General features: G+C 56.5%; 21 protein-coding genes, 1 tRNA gene and 1 pseudogene. 8 read left to right on the forward strand and 15 right to left on the reverse strand.

Going from position 1 to position 16,975, the window contains the following annotated elements:
* Window positions 1-94 precede the first annotated feature (94 nt).
* Both MKZ87_RS06935 and MKZ87_RS06940 read left to right on the forward strand, forming a co-directional pair.
* Window positions 95-532: an Lrp/AsnC family transcriptional regulator gene (locus MKZ87_RS06935; protein ID WP_085700731.1), complete on the forward strand. Its 438-nt coding sequence runs from the start codon at window positions 95-97 to the stop codon at window positions 530-532.
* A 39-nt stretch (window positions 533-571) separates the two neighbouring features.
* The gene (locus tag MKZ87_RS06940; RefSeq protein WP_085703955.1) at window positions 572-898 is read left to right on the forward strand and encodes a YceK/YidQ family lipoprotein; all 327 of its coding nucleotides are present in this window, start codon (window positions 572-574) and stop codon (window positions 896-898) included.
* Window positions 899-970: 72 nt separating this feature from the next.
* Here MKZ87_RS06940 and MKZ87_RS06945 read toward each other — a convergent pair whose 3' ends face one another.
* Window positions 971-1,642 carry a Bax inhibitor-1/YccA family protein gene (locus tag MKZ87_RS06945; protein WP_007955123.1) on the reverse strand — a complete coding sequence of 224 codons (672 nt, stop codon included), beginning with the start codon at window positions 1,640-1,642 and terminating at the stop codon, window positions 971-973.
* Between the two features lie 122 nt (window positions 1,643-1,764).
* Here MKZ87_RS06945 and MKZ87_RS06950 point away from each other — a divergent pair.
* From MKZ87_RS06950 to MKZ87_RS06965, 4 genes and pseudogenes are all read left to right on the forward strand, one after another.
* Window positions 1,765-1,852 (forward strand) — tRNA-Ser (locus MKZ87_RS06950).
* A 209-nt stretch (window positions 1,853-2,061) separates the two neighbouring features.
* Window positions 2,062-2,271, forward strand: coding sequence for a hypothetical protein (locus MKZ87_RS06955; protein ID WP_266200472.1), 210 nt, complete (start codon window positions 2,062-2,064; stop codon window positions 2,269-2,271).
* A 366-nt stretch (window positions 2,272-2,637) separates the two neighbouring features.
* On the forward strand, window positions 2,638-3,003 hold the full coding sequence (locus tag MKZ87_RS06960) for a hypothetical protein (RefSeq protein ID WP_266200473.1): 366 nt from the start codon (window positions 2,638-2,640) through the stop codon (window positions 3,001-3,003).
* Window positions 3,004-3,054: 51 nt separating this feature from the next.
* Window positions 3,055-3,735 (forward strand): annotated as a pseudogene (locus MKZ87_RS06965) (SOS response-associated peptidase family protein).
* A gap of 43 nt (window positions 3,736-3,778) precedes the next feature.
* On the opposite strand, the gene MKZ87_RS06970 reads toward MKZ87_RS06965, so the two are convergent.
* From MKZ87_RS06970 to MKZ87_RS06980, 3 genes are all read right to left on the reverse strand, one after another.
* The gene (locus tag MKZ87_RS06970) at window positions 3,779-3,976 is read right to left on the reverse strand and encodes a hypothetical protein (protein ID WP_266200474.1); all 198 of its coding nucleotides are present in this window, start codon (window positions 3,974-3,976) and stop codon (window positions 3,779-3,781) included.
* Window positions 3,977-4,110: 134 nt separating this feature from the next.
* The gene (locus tag MKZ87_RS06975; RefSeq protein ID WP_266200475.1) at window positions 4,111-4,647 is read right to left on the reverse strand and encodes a lysis system i-spanin subunit Rz; all 537 of its coding nucleotides are present in this window, start codon (window positions 4,645-4,647) and stop codon (window positions 4,111-4,113) included.
* On the reverse strand, window positions 4,647-5,072 hold the full coding sequence (locus MKZ87_RS06980) for a cell wall hydrolase (protein WP_266200476.1): 426 nt from the start codon (window positions 5,070-5,072) through the stop codon (window positions 4,647-4,649). The genes MKZ87_RS06975 and MKZ87_RS06980 overlap by 1 nt, the downstream gene beginning before the upstream one ends.
* 103 nt (window positions 5,073-5,175) lie before the next feature.
* Here MKZ87_RS06980 and MKZ87_RS06985 point away from each other — a divergent pair, with 103 nt between their 5' ends.
* On the forward strand, window positions 5,176-6,282 hold the full coding sequence (locus MKZ87_RS06985; RefSeq protein WP_266200477.1) for an acyltransferase family protein: 1,107 nt from the start codon (window positions 5,176-5,178) through the stop codon (window positions 6,280-6,282).
* Here the strand turns inward: MKZ87_RS06985 and MKZ87_RS06990 are convergent.
* From MKZ87_RS06990 to MKZ87_RS07025, 8 genes are all read right to left on the reverse strand, one after another.
* Complete coding sequence (locus MKZ87_RS06990) at window positions 6,272-6,607, reverse strand: tail fiber assembly protein (protein WP_266200478.1); 336 nt, start codon at window positions 6,605-6,607, stop codon at window positions 6,272-6,274. The two genes, MKZ87_RS06985 and MKZ87_RS06990, sit on opposite strands and share 11 nt — an antisense overlap.
* Before the next feature lie 3 nt (window positions 6,608-6,610).
* Window positions 6,611-7,795 carry a hypothetical protein gene (locus MKZ87_RS06995; RefSeq protein WP_266200479.1) on the reverse strand — a complete coding sequence of 395 codons (1,185 nt, stop codon included), beginning with the start codon at window positions 7,793-7,795 and terminating at the stop codon, window positions 6,611-6,613.
* 20 nt (window positions 7,796-7,815) lie between these two features.
* Window positions 7,816-8,502 carry a hypothetical protein gene (locus tag MKZ87_RS07000; RefSeq protein WP_234206615.1) on the reverse strand — a complete coding sequence of 229 codons (687 nt, stop codon included), beginning with the start codon at window positions 8,500-8,502 and terminating at the stop codon, window positions 7,816-7,818.
* The gene (locus tag MKZ87_RS07005) at window positions 8,499-8,804 is read right to left on the reverse strand and encodes a hypothetical protein (protein WP_234205116.1); all 306 of its coding nucleotides are present in this window, start codon (window positions 8,802-8,804) and stop codon (window positions 8,499-8,501) included. The genes MKZ87_RS07000 and MKZ87_RS07005 overlap by 4 nt, the downstream gene beginning before the upstream one ends.
* Window positions 8,805-8,819: 15 nt before the next feature.
* Window positions 8,820-12,383 carry a host specificity protein J gene (locus tag MKZ87_RS07010; RefSeq protein WP_266200480.1) on the reverse strand — a complete coding sequence of 1,188 codons (3,564 nt, stop codon included), beginning with the start codon at window positions 12,381-12,383 and terminating at the stop codon, window positions 8,820-8,822.
* A gap of 58 nt (window positions 12,384-12,441) precedes the next feature.
* Window positions 12,442-13,050, reverse strand: a complete 609-nt coding sequence (locus tag MKZ87_RS07015) for a tail assembly protein (protein ID WP_266200481.1) — start codon at window positions 13,048-13,050, stop codon at window positions 12,442-12,444.
* Window positions 13,051-13,092: 42 nt separating this feature from the next.
* Complete coding sequence (locus tag MKZ87_RS07020; RefSeq protein WP_266200482.1) at window positions 13,093-13,515, reverse strand: hypothetical protein; 423 nt, start codon at window positions 13,513-13,515, stop codon at window positions 13,093-13,095.
* Window positions 13,516-13,614: 99 nt separating this feature from the next.
* Window positions 13,615-14,202, reverse strand: coding sequence for a hypothetical protein (locus MKZ87_RS07025; RefSeq protein WP_266200483.1), 588 nt, complete (start codon window positions 14,200-14,202; stop codon window positions 13,615-13,617).
* 163 nt (window positions 14,203-14,365) lie between these two features.
* Here MKZ87_RS07025 and MKZ87_RS07030 point away from each other — a divergent pair, with 163 nt between their 5' ends.
* Complete coding sequence (locus MKZ87_RS07030; protein WP_266200484.1) at window positions 14,366-14,902, forward strand: hypothetical protein; 537 nt, start codon at window positions 14,366-14,368, stop codon at window positions 14,900-14,902.
* A gap of 286 nt (window positions 14,903-15,188) precedes the next feature.
* Here the strand turns inward: MKZ87_RS07030 and MKZ87_RS07035 are convergent, their stop codons facing one another.
* Genes MKZ87_RS07035 through MKZ87_RS07045 form a run of 3 tightly spaced genes read right to left on the reverse strand, consistent with a single transcriptional unit; the run spans window position 15,189 to window position 16,975 of the window.
* The gene (locus MKZ87_RS07035; protein WP_234205112.1) at window positions 15,189-15,434 is read right to left on the reverse strand and encodes a hypothetical protein; all 246 of its coding nucleotides are present in this window, start codon (window positions 15,432-15,434) and stop codon (window positions 15,189-15,191) included.
* Window positions 15,435-15,459: 25 nt separating this feature from the next.
* Window positions 15,460-16,224 carry a C40 family peptidase gene (locus tag MKZ87_RS07040; RefSeq protein ID WP_266200485.1) on the reverse strand — a complete coding sequence of 255 codons (765 nt, stop codon included), beginning with the start codon at window positions 16,222-16,224 and terminating at the stop codon, window positions 15,460-15,462.
* A gap of 1 nt (window position 16,225) precedes the next feature.
* A complete protein-coding gene (locus MKZ87_RS07045) occupies window positions 16,226-16,975 on the reverse strand; it encodes a phage minor tail protein L (protein ID WP_227235427.1) in 750 nt (249 codons plus the stop codon).

Raw genomic sequence — 16,975 nt, forward strand, 5'->3', positions numbered from 1 at the left:
CGAGGCTTCTCCAGCGCAAAAAGCAGGCTAAACTCGATTTCTGCCTTTTTTATCAAGGGTGGTTTGAGCCATTCGCCTAATGCAGGAGTTTTGTATGACCGACGATATCGACCAGATCCTGATCGGGGCCTTGATGGAGGATTCACGGCGCTCGCTCAAGGCGCTGGCGCAGATCAGCGGGCTGTCCTCGCCCAGCGTGGCCGAGCGCTTGCGCCGCCTGGAAGAACGCGGTGTGCTCAAGGGCTACACCGTGGAGATCGACCCGAAGTGCTTCGGTTATCAGTTACAGGCGATTGTCCGGGTACGGCCATTGCCGGGGCAATTGCAGGAAGTCGAGCGGCAGATCCTGTCGATTCCCGAATTCACCGAATGCGACAAGGTTACTGGCGAGGATTGTTTTATCGCTCGTCTGCATGTGCGTTCGATGGAGCAGCTCGATACCCTGCTCGATCGGCTGAATACCCTGGCGGAAACCAATACCGCGATCGTCAAGAAGACCCCGGTGAAACGTCGATTGCCGCCGATGGGATAAGCGGCGAAGATTGAGTTTTTCCGGCGAAGGATTGGCGGCATGAAAATTCAGGCAATGATGCTGGCGGCGTTGATGCTGGCTGGGTGCGGGACGGTGCAGACCGTAGCATTCAGTGACAAGCATTCCACCGAGCAGTTGAAGGCTAACAAATCCTACTGCGGCGCCGTACCGCGCATCTACAGTGGCGTGACGTACGACTTCTGCCTGCTGCACGCCGAAAAGCCGGATGACGTCGATGCGTTCAACTACAAGAACGCGACGCCGGGCCTGCTGGTCGATGCGGCCGTGTCGGGAGTGCTCGATACATTGCTGTTGCCCTACACGATCTATAAGCAACAGGCTGATGGCAGCATCGTGATCAATTGATCGCCTGCTCTCTTTTTCGCAGGCAACAAAAAACCCGCTTTCGCGGGTTTTCTGTTTATAGCGGTGCAGCGATCAGTCGTCGCGGCTCATGATGCCGAAGATCTGCAACAGGCTGACGAACAGGTTGTAGATCGATACATACAGGCTGATGGTCGCCATGATGTAGTTGCGCTCGCCGCCATGGATGATGGCGCTGGTCTGGAACAGGATGCAGACCGACGAGAACAGTACGAAACCTGCGCTGATCGCCAGTTGCAGACCGCTGATCTGGAAGAACATGCTCGCCAGCGTCGCGCCCAGCAGGACGAAGAAACCGGCGGTGATGAAACCACCGAGGAAGCTCATGTCCTTGCGGGTGATCAGCACGTAGGCCGACAGACCACCAAACACCAGTGCGGTCATCGCGAACGCGGAGCTTACGACTTCAGCGCCGCCCTGCATGCCCAGGTAACGGTTGAGGATCGGGCCGAGCAGGAAACCCATGAAACCGGTCAGGGCAAACGCCGACACCAGGCCCCAGGCGGAATCACGAAGCTTGTTGGTGAGGAAGAACAGCCCGTAGAAACCGATCAGCACCACGAAAATGTTCGGGTAGCCGACCCGCATCTGCTGGGCTACGAACGCCATCACACCGCTGAATGCGAGGGTGAGCGCCAGTAGACCGTAAGTGTTGCGCAGGACGCGGCTAACCTCTAGCTGCTCAGCCTGCACGCTGTTGTGAACTGCGTAATCCTGTTCGCGCATGGCGACACTCCTGTTGGTTTGAAACGTTCAGTCGCAAAGATCATAACAGACGCTCTGTAACAAGCCATGCACAGAGTTTGACAGTGTGTTTCATTCAGGTATTATGGCGCCCGCAACGCAACGGAGGTGTGGCCGAGTGGTTTAAGGCAACGGTCTTGAAAACCGTCGACTGTAACAGGTCCATGAGTTCGAATCCCATCGCCTCCGCCATATTTGATGTGACAAAGCCCTGATTATTCAGGGCTTTGTCGTTTCTGGCGTTCTGAAAAATATGCGGTCATCGAGATGTGTTCCATAACTATTCTGGACGTGTTCCATAACTAGCAGCTTTTCACTCCCTTCTCCGGCGTCCTGCCGAACATAAAACACTCTTCATGTAACACGGTGCTACGCTGGGCTCTTTCACGGAGGAACACGCGATGTCTAACTCTGATCTGCTCCCTTCCCTGCTCTACAAGATTAACGAGAATCAACTGGCCCTCGAAGCCGCCATCATGGAGCTCACCCTTTGGGTTGAGCAGCGCGGATTCGCCGAAGTCGGGGAAAACGTTCGCGTGTCACTGGGCGCAATCGATCGAAATGAGGAGTTCATCAAGATGACCTTGGCCGTGTTAATGACGCCGGATTGACCTTTTATACCAGGTCAAATGCTGATATCACCTCGTCCAGCGCTTGCCAGGGATCGGTGCTTGGGTTTTGAAGAAAGCAAAACGAAAAATGCTCAAATCGCTCGGATTTAGCCTTTTCTGGTTGCGTAGCGCCGCAGCATTTGCACCTCACGGTTGCATTTGAAATTGACCAGTGCGCATGCCATTTAAGTAGCTTTTCCAGCGGAGTCATGTCACTGAACCAAGAACCTATACAGATGCACTGTATATGTACAACTTATGCCATTCAAGAAACTTAAACTCTTCTACTGCTCGTCGCCTCACCCTCGCCCACCAGCCTTCCCTCGCTTACTGTATATCCAAACAGTACAAAGCAAGGCACTTCCCGTGGATCTCTCCGATATCGAAAACACCGACGACTGGCTCGGCTGCCCGACGCCGCTCGAAACCTGCCGGCATCAGCTCCGGATGTATGAGAACGAATTCGAAGCGCTCAACCTTAACCTCAAGCGCGCGCTGGAAAATGTTCATGGCCTGGTCCGAGACAATGATGCGCTCAGGCAGGAGAGGGATTCTCTCAGAGCGAAGCTTCAGTACACCGAAGGAGATTTGCTGAGCGAAAGGCGAAGACTCGCCGACGTCGAGCACAATAGAAACTTCCTATTCAATGAAAACCAGCGCTTACTCAGGGATGCTCGAGAGCGAGAAGAGTCGTCGTATTTTTGCGAAAACTGCGACGAAAGACGTTTGTGACGAAGCCGACGCCCGCTGGTCTACGCTGAAGGCTCATGTGAGGATCTGACAATGTGCGGACGACTCTCCCAGTACAGCGGCATTCACGACTTCGTGGCAGCGCTCAGCATGCCGAACGCCCTGATCAATTCCACCGGCGAACAGCCTTTCGAGCGATACAACGCCGCCCCGACCGCCCAGCTTGCGCTATTCCACCAAGAAGGTCAGTTCCTGCATGCGGACATGGTTCGCTGGGGATGGCGCCCGCACTGGGCGAAAGACCGCGCCGCACCGATCAATGCCCGTGTCGAGAAAGTCGCCCACGGCCCATTCTTCCGCGCGTTATGGCCGCACCGGGCGATCATTGCGATCAACAACTGGTTCGAGTGGGTTGACGAAGGTGGCCCGAAGAAGCAGCCGTATCTGATCCGGCATCGGGACCAGTCGCCAATTCTCTGCGCCGCGATCGGCCAGTATCCTAACGAAGAACATGACCCGGGCGAGCATGATGGCTTTGTCATCATCACTGCCGATAGTGCTGGCGGCATGGTCGACATTCATGACCGGCGGCCAGTCGCCCTTTCGCCGGAGTTGGCCAGAGAATGGTTGGACCCGGCCACACCGAAAGAGCGCGCCGAGCAAATCGTGCTGCACTAGGGCGAGCCAACAGAGGTTTTTGAGTGGTTCAAAGTCGACCGGGCGGTGGGGAACGTTCGTAATCAAGGTCCGAGCTTGATCAAGCCGGTCGAATGATTCAGCTGCGCGACAATGTTTTCAAGCGCTCCAACAGAGCCGCTTAAAAAATGATGTACAGCCTTTCAGAATCGCCAGCGCGCCGAGCCCCGCCGGTTTCCAACCCGAGCACGAAGCCATCCGCACGTGCGCCAGCCTTCACAGCGATGATCATCGAATCGACCCGGACAATCTGCGCCAGCAGCCGATCCGCAACTTTTCGTGCCTTGGCGCCCAGCACCACGCCTTCCACATCGACCATCCATTACCTTCAGTGCGACATCCAATACATCACGGCAACCACCGCTGAAACCCAGATGATCGTCAACACAATCGAATATCCAGCCAGTTGCTTATCCATGCCACCGCTTCATCAACCTGAAACTGAATGATGGGTCAAGGTCGCTCACCCCGCAACAATAGCTCTGAGCCATCAGTCAACGCGCGGATATAGGCCTGGCACGCCTGTAGCGCAATCAGTCCCCGGTCGCCTTCACTGGTGATGGCGACAATTCGTTGAGCATGCGCTGGGTCAAGTTCGGCTCGTACGGGGTCATGAACCACGCCGCCGGCGCCGGAGGTGGCAGGCACTGAACAGCCACCGGTTGAACCCGCGTCGAGGAGGACTGACAGCCGCAGATCAGAAGTGGCAAGGCGATCGCGCAGAAGAGCCTGGGCTTTTTGAGCATTGGTCATTTTCTCGGTGTGGGTTTTATCGCTGGCCGCCAGCCGCTGCTCAAGCGCCAGCCGCTTGTCCTGCTCGGCCTGTTGCGCGGTAGCGGCTGCCATGGTCATCTGATTCAGGGTTTCGGTGTGCAGTCGGGCTTGATTTGCCAACTGCTTGCCGTAGCGCCAGTCCTGAAACTGCCACGCGCTACCGGCGCCGATCAGCACCAGCGCCACCGCGCAGACGGCCTTCCACGGCACCACCATCACGGCACATCCCGGAAAAAAACGTGGCCACCGAGCAACAGCGTCTGCTTCGCCTTGGCCGCCCAGGCGGGCGGAGTCTTCATGCTGAGCGCGTAGTAGTGCGTGGCTCCGCCCGTGGGATCAGGCACCTTGCCGTCGATTACCTGGTCAGCAGCAATCCGGCACTGCGCCAGCTCGCGGAACGGGATCTGCTTCACGCCGATCAGGAACTGATAGTTCGGATCGGTCTTGTTCCAGCAGCTGAACTGGTAAGGCTTTTGGCAGACGCCGGCGTACCCTTCTCCCCACCACGACTTTTCCTTTCCATCGAACACGCGGTTGCGGATCGTCCAGGCCACGGCGATCTGGCCGGCGATTCCTTCGCCGCGGGCCTCGCCCCAAATCGTGCGGGCGAGGATGTCGCGGTCTGTTTCGGTCGCAGTCATCATTTTTCTCCTGGCAAAAAGAAACCCGCACGATGGCGGGCCAAAGGTAGAATGAGGCTAATTTTCAGAACCGCAAATATTCCGAACGATGAATCAAGAGCCTATGAGTACGAATCTATCAACTAAAAAAAATCGAACACTTCACCTTGATGGTATTCGAGGTGTAGCAGCATTGTCGGTTGCACTCTTTCATTTTTTCAGGTCGTTCGATAACTCGCTTATCTCTGGAAACCATTTCATAAATCACACATTAATAAGCGCATTATGGAACGGGCACTTTGCAGTCTCACTGTTCTTTGTTCTAAGCGGGTATCTTTTTTTTGATAAATTTAAGTCTGAGAGTTTTTTAAATGGCGTAAAGGCATCAGTCAAACGTTTTCTAAGACTAAGCATCCCCATATTATCTATATGCCTTCTAGCATACGTCATGCATAAAACCGGATTTTTCAAAAATCAAGCGGCGGCAAAGCTAAGTGGATCTGACTGGCTCGGGCGCTGGTACGTATTCGAACCAAGTCTTAGCTTGGCAATTTTTGAATCCTTATGGTTCGACTATGTATCATTCAACCCAAACCGCACATACAATTCGAACTTATGGACTATATCATACGAACTATTTGCCGTAATCGGAGTAATATTTATTGCGATCATTACTAAAAATATCAAAAATTCTATTCGAATAGCGATATTAATTTGCTTAGCAGCAACCTCCTACGGAACGCACTATTTCGAATTCATAATAGGAGCAGTGCTAGCCATAGTGGTTTCAGAAAGAAAATCAAGCACCTCTCTACGAGCATCAATTATAACCCTAGCACTCGCGCTCTCACTATCCTCACTTGCTTTACCGAATGCCATATCTGGTTTTGCTAGCGATTTCTTCTATCCTGTAGGTGCGGCACTGCTAATTATATCTGTTAGTATAAACGAAGCATTGAAACTTGCGTTCTCCAATAGCTTTTTTCTGAAACTTGGCGAGATATCTTTCGGGTTATATCTAGCCCACTTCCTAACGTTAAACAGCGTAGCATCATCAGTATACATTGCCACAGAGTCGGCCCCAATAACATTTATATGTTATGTAGCATCAACTGTTGCATTGTCGATTTGTTTCACCTATATCGTAGATGAGCCTTGGACAAAAACACTTAACCTATTGTTCCGCAAGAAAAAACAGGCGATGAACCAAGATTTAAATATCAAGGTATAATTGCTGGCCAATCCGGGTCGAGCGGCCACCCAGCCCGATCCGGCGTCTTGATTAGAGCACTGCGATATCTCTTCCAAGCTTTCCACTTCGCAAGATTTACTTCCGTGATATCTCCCACGTCGTAATCATCCTGCAGTGGCTGGATTACGTTGTCAGCTTCAGTCATCAGAGTACCCAGTGTGATCCTAGCAGCCGTTTCGATTCGCTGCCCCTCGGCAACCATGAGCAGCCACTTAGGTATTTCCTCAGTATAGGTTTCGCCTTCGGCCAACTCCCATCCCTCGCCGATAGCTCTCCAGCCAGTATTCGTAATCGCATAAGACATGATTTATCGCTCCAGTCCGTAACCGTGCACGCCAATAGAGCTACCTGTCGTAACAGCAGCATTATTCCTGTAGTTGATCGTCTGAACCGTGCTGCACAAGGTATCAGCCTGATAACGATTTCCAGCAGGGCAGGACAACAATTCGATCGTATTCGCGTACCCGACAATTAGTGTGCCGCCGCTCGGCGCGGCATAAAGCATCAAAATGCACCTTTGCGTTGTAGGAGGGATAAAGGAAGAACAGCTAACTGATGTAGAGGTTGTGGCTGTGCCTCCTGATAATGCCAGAGTGGTCGATGTGCCTTCGGTGTAAATAAGCGCGCCACCGGATAACAGAAATGGTCGTAAGCCGCTCGCGCCGGAGCGCACGGCGGCAATGAAACGCCGGTTGGTATCGCCAGTTTTGGTTCTTGCAGTACCGAAGTAAGTTGCCGCCGGTGCGGTCGTTACCAACTCGATTGCCGCTGCGCCCGCGCTCTCAAAAAGGTAAAGGTAGTACCAGGTGTTTGCCGCCAGCGTGAGGCCAGAAAGTGTCAGCGGTGCCGATACCTTCAGTGTTTTGGCCAATCCAGGAATGAATGCAGCACCGGAGTCCACGCTGATGGAGTTTGAAGAGTTCCAGATCGGGTTGAGGCCATCGATGTACCCGTCCGACACGCCACCCTGTAACGGGGTGATCGGTTTCGTCAGCCCATTCAGTTCAGTAATGTCCGAGTTTGCGCCAGACTTCGCCGCCACCAACGTTGTCCGGGCCGCAGCGGCATCCGTATCATCAACCAAGGTCTTGGCGAAATTGGAAAATCCTAAGTTGGTGAGCGCTGCCGAGCCGGTGATGGCGCCCGTCCCTCCCTTTTCAACCGGCAAGATGTCGTAATTCCCAGTCGTCCCGAGTTCCGCCAGCTTGGCGCCCCATTGATTGACGAGTGCGCGCAAGGCGTCTGCCGAGTCTTTGACATAACCCTGCATGGGAGCCAACGCGTATGCACCAGCGTTGTCGGTCGCGCCTTGGTAGTTCGGCGAAATCGAAAGCGCTGTATCGCTGGCGATGTTGGTCACCTCGTACCAGCCACCATCCGGGCCGCGGAACGCATCACCGACTCGGGCGTTGGCGATGAACGCAGTATTGGTGCCGATCACCGCATTGGAATTTTGGACGACAGAAACCGTCCCGGTTTTGTACCAGGGCATGGCGTGTTCCTATTGGGAAGTTAGACAGCCTGCTTCGCAAAGACCGCAGGCAAGAAAAAGGCGAATGGGTTGTTTGCTGCAACAGTTACCGCATAGAGCGTGCCAGCGGAAAAATCCCAAGTGCAATACAGCTGCCGAGGGATCGTCCCTCCCGAAACCATCGTCATGCCGAAGTTATTGATCAGCATGAATTCGTTCTGGGGGAAGCTGAAAGGCACCGAATAGTAATTGCGGTATAAGCCTTGATCGGTCTGATCCGACTTCACGTATGTCCAGTTCTGGAAAGCTCGCGTGAACGTTGCGTTTGGCGTTCCGGAGTCGAAAAGCAACTTCCCGGCCCCGTCCCAAAGCCGCATGCCGTACTGAGCGACCGCTTGTGCAGCAAACGCTGCCACGAAATATCGGCCGTTCGGCTGAGCGGTGGCGTTGCTGTACGTCCTGACGTAGAAGCCGGTCCAGTTACCGGCCGAGCCGATTAACCGCATATTGCTCAGGCCTGCGATCAAAGCGCTGTTGTCCGGGCGTACAAAGACCAGTGGCGGCTCCTGGGAAGTCACTGGCCTCTCGAAGTAGGTTGTTGAACCCATGCCTGCTTCTTCAGTCGGCGCATACCTTCCGCTGGAGATCACCATCAACCGGGCAAACTCCGAGTCGATAGTGACCACGTTGCTGTTGTTTGTGAATTGAAGGCCGTATCCCGCCATCAGTTGAACCTCATTACGATCAGTCGCATCGTCCCTGACGCGATCGTACTGGCGTACCCGCGCGTGTGGTTATAGACCCTCGCCACGTTGTCGACGAGCTCGGTTTCGAACTGCTGTTGCTGGTCGGTGTAAGGACCGATGGGCACAACAATCGCTACGCCGTTCCCAGGTCCAACGCCAGGCACCGAAAAGTCCTGGTTGGTCTTCGCGGCATTACTGAAAGTCACCAGCGTCGACAGCACCACCCGAATGGTGAATGAGTTCTCATCGACCTGAAGGGCGCCGTCGGCGCCCCAGATCCGCATTCCATGTGCCATTGATCACCCCAGATAGCCGAGCCGGACCCGCAACACGTTATTGGCGTCGTAGACCGAGACGTTCAGCGAGTTGATCACCAGCCGGCCCTGACCGGGCACGATTCCGTTGATTTCCAGCGTTCCGTCTTTGTTGAGAATCCAGCCTTGCTGGCCGGCGATGTAGTTGGTCGAGCTGATATAGCTGCCAATCTTGGCGTTGGTGATCGTGCCGTCAGCGATGAACGCCGAGTTCATGAAAACCTGCCCACCCTGCACCGCGAACGGCACCGAGATGGCACCGCCGGCAATGGTGTTCACGATCGCGAACCGATCAGCCGCAACCAGAAACTGGCTTTGCAAGCCGGCGCCCGTGTTTTCAATGCCAAGGCCAATGCCCGCCGCGACGTACTGCCCATTCTGGGTGACCTGCATCTTCACCGACCACATCGTCGAGAGCTTGCCGCTGGTATCCGAGTAGGCAGTCGAGGTTTCCTGAATGGCGGCGGTGTTCTCGCCGACCTTCACATTGACCTGGGTGATAGCCTGCGCGGTGGCAGCCTTGTCTGTGGCAACCGTTTCGCGAAGATCAATGACCGACGCCTGGTTCTCGCCGACCGTGGCCGTCAGTTCGGTTACCGTCCGCGCAGTGGCTGCGTTTTCCGATGCCCGAACCTTTTTCTCGGTCGCGATGCTCGCCGTGCTACTCCAGCCCTGCAAAGCATCATTGAGATCACCCTCCCCTCCATCGTCCCGAGAGGATGCCCGCAGCGCCTCGAACGCAGTGGCCTGCGCGGTGACCACGCCGTCGAGTTCGGTGATATCGGCGGTGTTGGTCGCCACCTGCTGGGCAAGTCCGTTTGCCGTTTCCACGGTCTGGCCTACATCGAGCCAATACGCAGGATTCGGCGGAGGAGTGTCGACTGGCACGGGGCCGGTGGCCTGATAGATCCGCTTGCCCTGCACCACCAGGTCGTATTCCTCGTAGGTGGCCTCCGGGTTGTAGCCTTTCAGGCCATCCAGCGCATCGATCTGAGCCTGCAAACCCGGGATTTTGTCGATTTCGTCAAGGATGTCCTGGCCCAGTTCAGTTCTGCCAATCTCCCCAGCGATCATTTCCAGAATCGCCGCCGCATCCGCACTCGACTGCCCTTGAACCCCGGTGCCGATCGGAAACCACGGACCGATGTTGCCGATCTTGTCGACGATCCGCCCCCAGAAATAGAACGTCACGCCGGCGCGAAGACCGAGCATCGAGAAATCGCTCTGCGGGTACGCGAGGTCAGTCAACTTGGTAGCGGCGTCCAGCTCCGTGGTCGGGCCGTACCAGATCTCCGTCCGCTGGCTGTCCTCGGCGCCGGCCGGGAATCCCCACTTCAGATAGATGCCGAACAGCAGCGGCGTGGCGGTCAGATAGCTCAGCGCCGGCGGCAACCCCTGCTTGCCGCTGAGGTTGGTCAGGATCGAGTTGCGCCAGATTGACGTGATGTCATACGCGCTCACCGCACGCACTCGGGCCACGTAGGCGCCGGCGTAAATGCCGACCACATCCACGTTGGTCATACCAGTGCGCTGGAGCTTGATCCAGTTGCCGCTGTCCTTTCGCCATTCCACGTCATAACCGACTGCGCCATCCACGGCGGGCCAGCTGATGGTCATGGTGGCAACGGACAAGCCCTGAACCACCGACGACGTCGACGTGATGGTCACGCTGGCAGGTTGCGGAACAACGGTGATCGGAATCACGCTGATCGGCCGCTCTTCCAGGCGCGCACCGGTGTCGATGTGTGCGAACTTGCTCGGCTCGAACCGCAACGCGCTGATTTCGAAGTCGCCTTCGGTCGTACGCTTGGTGCGAAGGACGCGGTATAGCGGGATTGCCAGGTCATCCGCGTCGAGCGCCCATTGCAGTTGTGCCACCGGCGGCTCGCTGTAGTTGGTCGTGACGGTTACTGCGCGGCCGTTGACGCTCTGCACCGTGCGGCCTTCAGCACGCCCGCCGGGCAGGTTGATGATCAATCGATCACCGGCCTTGGCCTGGGTATCCCGATCAAGCGTCACCACGCGGCCAGCAGCCGACGAGATCCGTCCACCGACCTCCCGGCCCGCCAGCAACGAATCAGCCACCGGGATGATGTGCCCCGGCAACGGGATCACGCCTTCCATGCCCGTCTTGAACGACACGGTGCGGTCTTGGTTGTTGCTGAGGATCGCCCACTTGCCTCGGCGCTGCGCCTCGGATGCGCGGGTACAGCCAATCGCGCTGAGCTCGGTCGGCCGGTCGCCGTAACGGCGTTGAAGATCTAGATCAGCGAACGGAATGACGTCGGTGTCGTAGTTGTTGGCCGGGTTGTCGTAGCTGACCAGGGCCCGGGTGTAACGGGTCTTCGCCGAGGCGCTGCCGTACGAGAATTTCCCGTCGATCACGTTGGCCCGGGTAAACACGTAGTCAAAGTCCTGCGCGCGCGGCATGTCGGCTTGCATCACCAGCTGGCCCTGAGCCCAGTAGGTCATGCCTCGGTAAATCGCCGAGATATCGCGCAGCAGCGACCAGGCATCAGCCTTGCCCTGCAGGTTCATATCGCAGAGGAAGCGCGGTTCCTGACCGCCAAGCCCGTTAGGCACCAGCTGATCGCAGTACTGGGCAATCCGGTACAGCTCCCACTTGTCGACCATGAAAGGCTTGATGCGCTTGCCCAGGCCGAAACGCTCTTCGGTGCAGATCCCGTAGGTGATCCACGCCGGGTTGTTGGTCCAGGCCGACTTCATCGAGCCATCCCACGTCCCGGTGTAAGTGCGCAGAATCGGGTCGTAGTTGCTCGGCACCATCCAGCGCCGGGCCTTGCACTTCACGGTCACGGCCGGAATGTTGGTGAACTGCTCGGCGTCGAATTCGATGTAGAGCAAAGCGGTGTTCGGGTAGCGCAGCTTGGCGTCGATCACTTCGGTGTACCCGGCCACCAGCATGGTGTCGGCGATCTTGTTACTGTTCTGGTTCGGCGTCAGGCGGCGCACGCGGATCTGCCAACCGGTGGTGGCGTCCGGCAGATCGATGCGGCGCGAGCGCTCGTAGCGTGTTGTGGTCTTGCCGTCGACCGCGTCCGTCAGCACCTGCTGATAGGCACCGCCATCGGTGGCCACGTCGATGGCATATTCGATCCGATAGCCGCCGATGTTGCCCTGATCGTCAGACTGCTGAAGCGCTGGCCAAGCCAAGCGCATGCGCACGGCCGACAGCTGGGTGTTGGTGATCGAGCGCACCCACGGCGAGTCGCTGCGCAGCTCAATGTTCAGCGACGTCTCGTTCTCAACGGACGGAATGCCCGGAATGTATGTCTGATCCACGGATCCCGGGCGCCAGTCCCACTTCACGCCCGGGAAATTGTAGTTGCCGCTGGCATCGCGGATCGGCGTGTTGTCTAGGTAGATGTCGTATTCGGTCGGTACCGCGTCGAACTCGCCCTCACCCACGGCGATCAGCAGCTTTGCCAGGTTGGTCGAGCGCAGGCTGTCGCTGGCTTCAACCGGCGACTTCGGCTTGCTGCTGCCGCCCTTTTCGCCGTAGATCTCGATCTGTTCCTCTGCGCCCATGCTTTCCTCCAGACATAAAAAAACCGCCTCGCGGGCGGTCGGTGTGATGCTGTCCTGCTTACACTTTGTCTTCGGCCAGGATCGAGGCCGAAATGATCATCCCGCCCCACCGCCTTTCGCCGATGCAGATCGGCACGGGGTTGCCGCTGGCCGTGGTGTTCTTGGCGCTGCCGAAGGCATAGGACGGGGCGTTTTCTGGGGATGCGCTTTGCTTCAGGCCTGAGGCTTGGGGGCTGAGCATCTGGATTACGCCGCCGATCGCCATCGACGCGCCGGCCGCATACAAAAACGGCGATGCGGCTGCAAACGGAGTAAACGACAGTACGTAGGCAGCGGCGATCATCACCGTGCCGATGATGGTCTGCAGTCCACCGGCGCGCTTGCTCCCGGCAATCACCGGAACAATGCGAATTTCGCGCGTACCGCCGAGATCGAATCCATCCATCCCGATGTTTGCGCGATTTCGAAAGATCGCAAACTTCAGCCCAAGGCGCTCCAGCCGTTTAATTTCTTCAGCGAAACCGTCGATGGTTGCATTGAGCGCTCGGAACACTTCCACGGCGGATCCGCCGTCGAGAAGGAATTGCTTGCTTCGAAAAAACTTCTTGGCGAGCGAACCGGACAGCATCACTTTCGTCATCGGTGTGTAGGTAATTGCTGAGCACATGCCATTCTCCAGGCAATAAAAAACCGCCCGGAGGCGGTCTGTTCAGAGGGTCGTGGGCAGTATGTCGATCTGCCCATCTCCCCCGGTGAAAACTCGGTATTTCTTGACCGCTCCGTCTTTCACGATCGCTTCCCGCTCCACTCGCGCAGCCCCCATCGAGCAGATGCCAGAGCCGGTGTAAGCCGCGCCGACTGAAACCGAATCCGGCGGCAGGTAGAACGATGCTTTCTGGCCCGGCTCGAGCTTGGCGGCCTGTTTGCCATCGATAAAAACCGCCATCGCGCAAAGGCTCCCGGTCTGCCCAGAGTCACGGATCACTTGCAGTGTCCCAAATGCCCCTGTTGGCTTGGCCTGGTATGCCGAAAGCTGACTAGCCGGCGCCTGCTTGGCCTCACTGGAAGGCGTTGGCGAAGTCGCACACCCCGCCAACAGCGCTAACGCCAGCGCCCCTACGATCAATTTCATGCAGGTCACTCCTGTGGAAAGGTGGGCAATGTAGCATTGGGCGTCAAAAACAAAAAAGCCCAGCGGGTTAGCTGGGCTTTGCTAGCTGGATTCAACTTATTATTTAGCAATCGTCTTGAGCTTGTGCACTAACCAAGCAGCATCTCCACCAGCGCTGATGCTGTCGTAGAACATCGTCGTGTCGCAGTAGAAGACGTTTATCTCATTCATCACCGCAGTGATAGATTGAAGCATCTCCTTGACTAAAGTTCTACTGACTCCGCCCAATGGCTGCGCCTCTCGGTCATAGAAATACTGCTGATCTTGATGTGCTATGCGCTTATTACGGTGATCCCTCGCACGCTCCGCCTTTATCAACGCCTCGTCGCACAGGTCGGATACACGACCTCGTAGCGTGCAATCTGCAATCAAGTCGGGCAGAGAGCGGATGGAAAGATTTTTGTTTTTTCCAGTCTGCGCAGGGTCGGTTAGCTTTGACACTCCCAGAAGCACGCTATCCCACAGCCCATCTTGCACAACCATGAAGAAAAGCCCTGCAGTCCTGTTCAACAGATGAACCGTTTCCTCGCTTTCACCGAAAAGCTGCGTGTATTGCTCCCAAACAAGATGCAGCTCAAGCACTCGCTGATTGAGGTGCCCAAACGCCGTTCCAAGTGGCTCGCCCATGGTTTGCACGTAATGGGCCATGACTTCTTCATTGTTTCTGGTTGTCACAGTGCCTCCACACCCAATTCTGTTGCAAGCAACATAACTCGAACCTGTCTGTCCATCCAGTGTGGACGAAAGGCCAGTGGCAAAATTGGATCCCTTCATAGTAGCGTTGTGCCTTAACTCTTTCGAAGGATTCGGGATGGATCTCGCAACTGATCTGCCTAGCTACAAAGATTTATATCTCCCGGTTCTGGTCGCTCTGGCTTTTTGGGGCTTCAAAAAAGCTTTCGTTCCTGCGCAACGCTTCGTCGGGAAAGTCCTACGAAAATCCCGTAGTAAAGAGCTGAGAAAGGCGAAGGCGATTCGTGTAGATGCCTTCGCAGTACAGCGACAGCTTCAGAAAGAAGGCGCGCTTTTTGTAGCTTTCATGTTGTCAGCAATCATATCGATGGGAATCATGTTAATAGCGGTTCAAACTACTACGTCAACAAGTCGAATTATTTACCAACTTGTTTACATGGGTCCACCGCTGGCACTAGAAGTATGGTGGTTATCTCAGAAAACGTTTGTTGAGACGCTCCTTCAAGAAGCGGGTCGCCTTGGACATGGTTTCATGAGGACTATCCCCTCCAGATATCGCTCGCCCAGACGAGCAAAGGATCGTGAAGTTAGGCAAGAACAAATCAGGATCGTGAAGAAAACGAAGACCACCTGGAAGCAAATCAAACAATGCTGATTGGCTAAAAATAATCAGTCCTTTGCCTGCAAGCCCAAGGACTGGGATTGCGCCAATTTCGGCGCGGATAACGCAAGGAAAGTGAAATGAGCAGAGAATTTCCGAAGGACCCAGATAACGCCGGGTGGGTGCTTGGCTGGGGTGTTGTTAGAAACTCGCCGTGGAGTTTCCTCGGCATATACCCAAGCGAAGAGGAAGCTGAGTCTGTAGCAGCTGATGCTGGTGAAGGCTATCTAGTACGTCACGGATCGCACAGGCCAGGTACAGATGACTTCGTCTGGTCCTCTTAAGCAAGATTCGTCAGCATAACGGATCCGGGGCCCGAGATGATTTCGGCACTCAGCCCTGGCTTCCCGGTATAGCTGAGACTGAAGCCATCACCACCGGGACCAACTTTGCCCTTGAAGTTCAAACGATCGATCTCGGTGCCCCCGTCGAGAAGAGCGACAACAACCTCCACGCCGCATACCACGCCGCTGGAGGTGCCAAATAAATTTCGAATGTTCAGCATGTATTTCTGAGCGTTTTCCATTCCCTGCTCCAGCGGTGCTACCGCATCATGTCATTGGTTGTGCGTCTTTGTGCCTGAGAATCAGGCGTGTTTTGTCCAACCACGGCCCACCGAAAACGATGACCTCGGACGGCCTGCCGTACAGGTGGTGCAGCAGGAACGGGCCAGGGCCGAACGTCGCGGCATCCTCCCCAGGCAGTACCGGATCGGCGCCGAGGAAGATCCCGGCGTGGTTCGGGTAAGCCGTCCGCCCCACTTCCATTACGATCATGTCGCCGCGCTGAGGCTGATCGACTCGGTAGAAGCCGGCGGCCTCATAGTTCGCCTCGTACAGGCTGGTGTTGTCCTTGCTCTCCCACCAGCCCTCGGTGCGCTTGAAGACTTCGAACTCCAAACCCCATTCGCGCTTGTACCAATCTGCACAGACTTGCCAGCAGTCCCAGGCACCGTGTACGAATGGGCGCTTGAGCAGCGGCACCTCACCGGTAGGCATGACAGTACGCAGGTCGCCCTCGGGCCAACTGATGATGTGCCAGGGCATGGCCGTTGCCTCGCACATGGCCAAGTCGCGAGGAGAAGGTCGGCTGGTGGCGTCCGGATGCGAGTGCACCACGCCGATCACCTCGCCTACGTCTTCGGCCGCCGCGTATTCCTCTGGGTCGATTCGGAACTCTTCGTTTGGCTCAGTCGATACATTGCGGCACGGGTAGTACTGCTGTTTGCGGCCCACAGCCAGCAGCAGCCCGCAGCACTCCTTCGGGTACTCGGCCGCCGCGTGCACCTGGATCGCGTTGAGAATGTGTTTGCGCATGTCAGCTCCGTGCGATCAGTGAAACAGCGGGCATCCCACCGAATGACAGCGGGTTTCCCTCGCCGAAGCGTGGGATGCATCCCTTGCCCAGCGTGGCATCGCACTCGTCCAGTTCAGGGTTGTCCGTGACGACGCCGTCCTTGGTCACGTACGGGCCTGTGTAGCCACAGTTCGGCCCTCGGTATCCACCGGTGAGGCACCAGTGGCACAGCGTCGTCGCCTGCCGGCCGATGGACTCGTTACCGACGTCGCCCGGGCTGGCCAACTCCCAACTGACCGTTTCCCCGTCCTCGTTCGTTTTCTGGTCGATGTACCAGACCTCGATCGTCTCTTGGGTCGGATCTGCCGTTGGATTGCCGGCCGGGAAGTTCACCGCGTCCAGGTACGTGCCCAGCGTGTGACGCATCGTCAGCTTGAACTCGAGCAGATCCTCGAACGCCAGACAGAGCGCCGTGATGCGCCCGTTGACGTTGCCGACCGACAGCGTGGGCCGAACAGCTGTTCCGTCGCCGTTTGCTTCAATGCCGTCAATCTGCATCGGCCAGGCGCTGTACTCGTTGCCCTGCCAGTAGATCGCCTTCGCCGGAATCTGGTCCGCGTTGTCGCCGGCAGCGATCAGCTCGGCCGCCGTGTGCGGGATCGCGTGCCCGTGGAAGCGCAGCACGTCCGCCCCGTAGTCCGTGCCGTCCAATTCAAAGAGCAGCACTTCACTGCCAGGCTCAAGCACCTGGATGTCACTGATCAGCGGCAT

The organism is Pseudomonas sp. MCal1 (assembly GCF_026341415.1).
Classification (GTDB): domain Bacteria; phylum Pseudomonadota; class Gammaproteobacteria; order Pseudomonadales; family Pseudomonadaceae; genus Aquipseudomonas.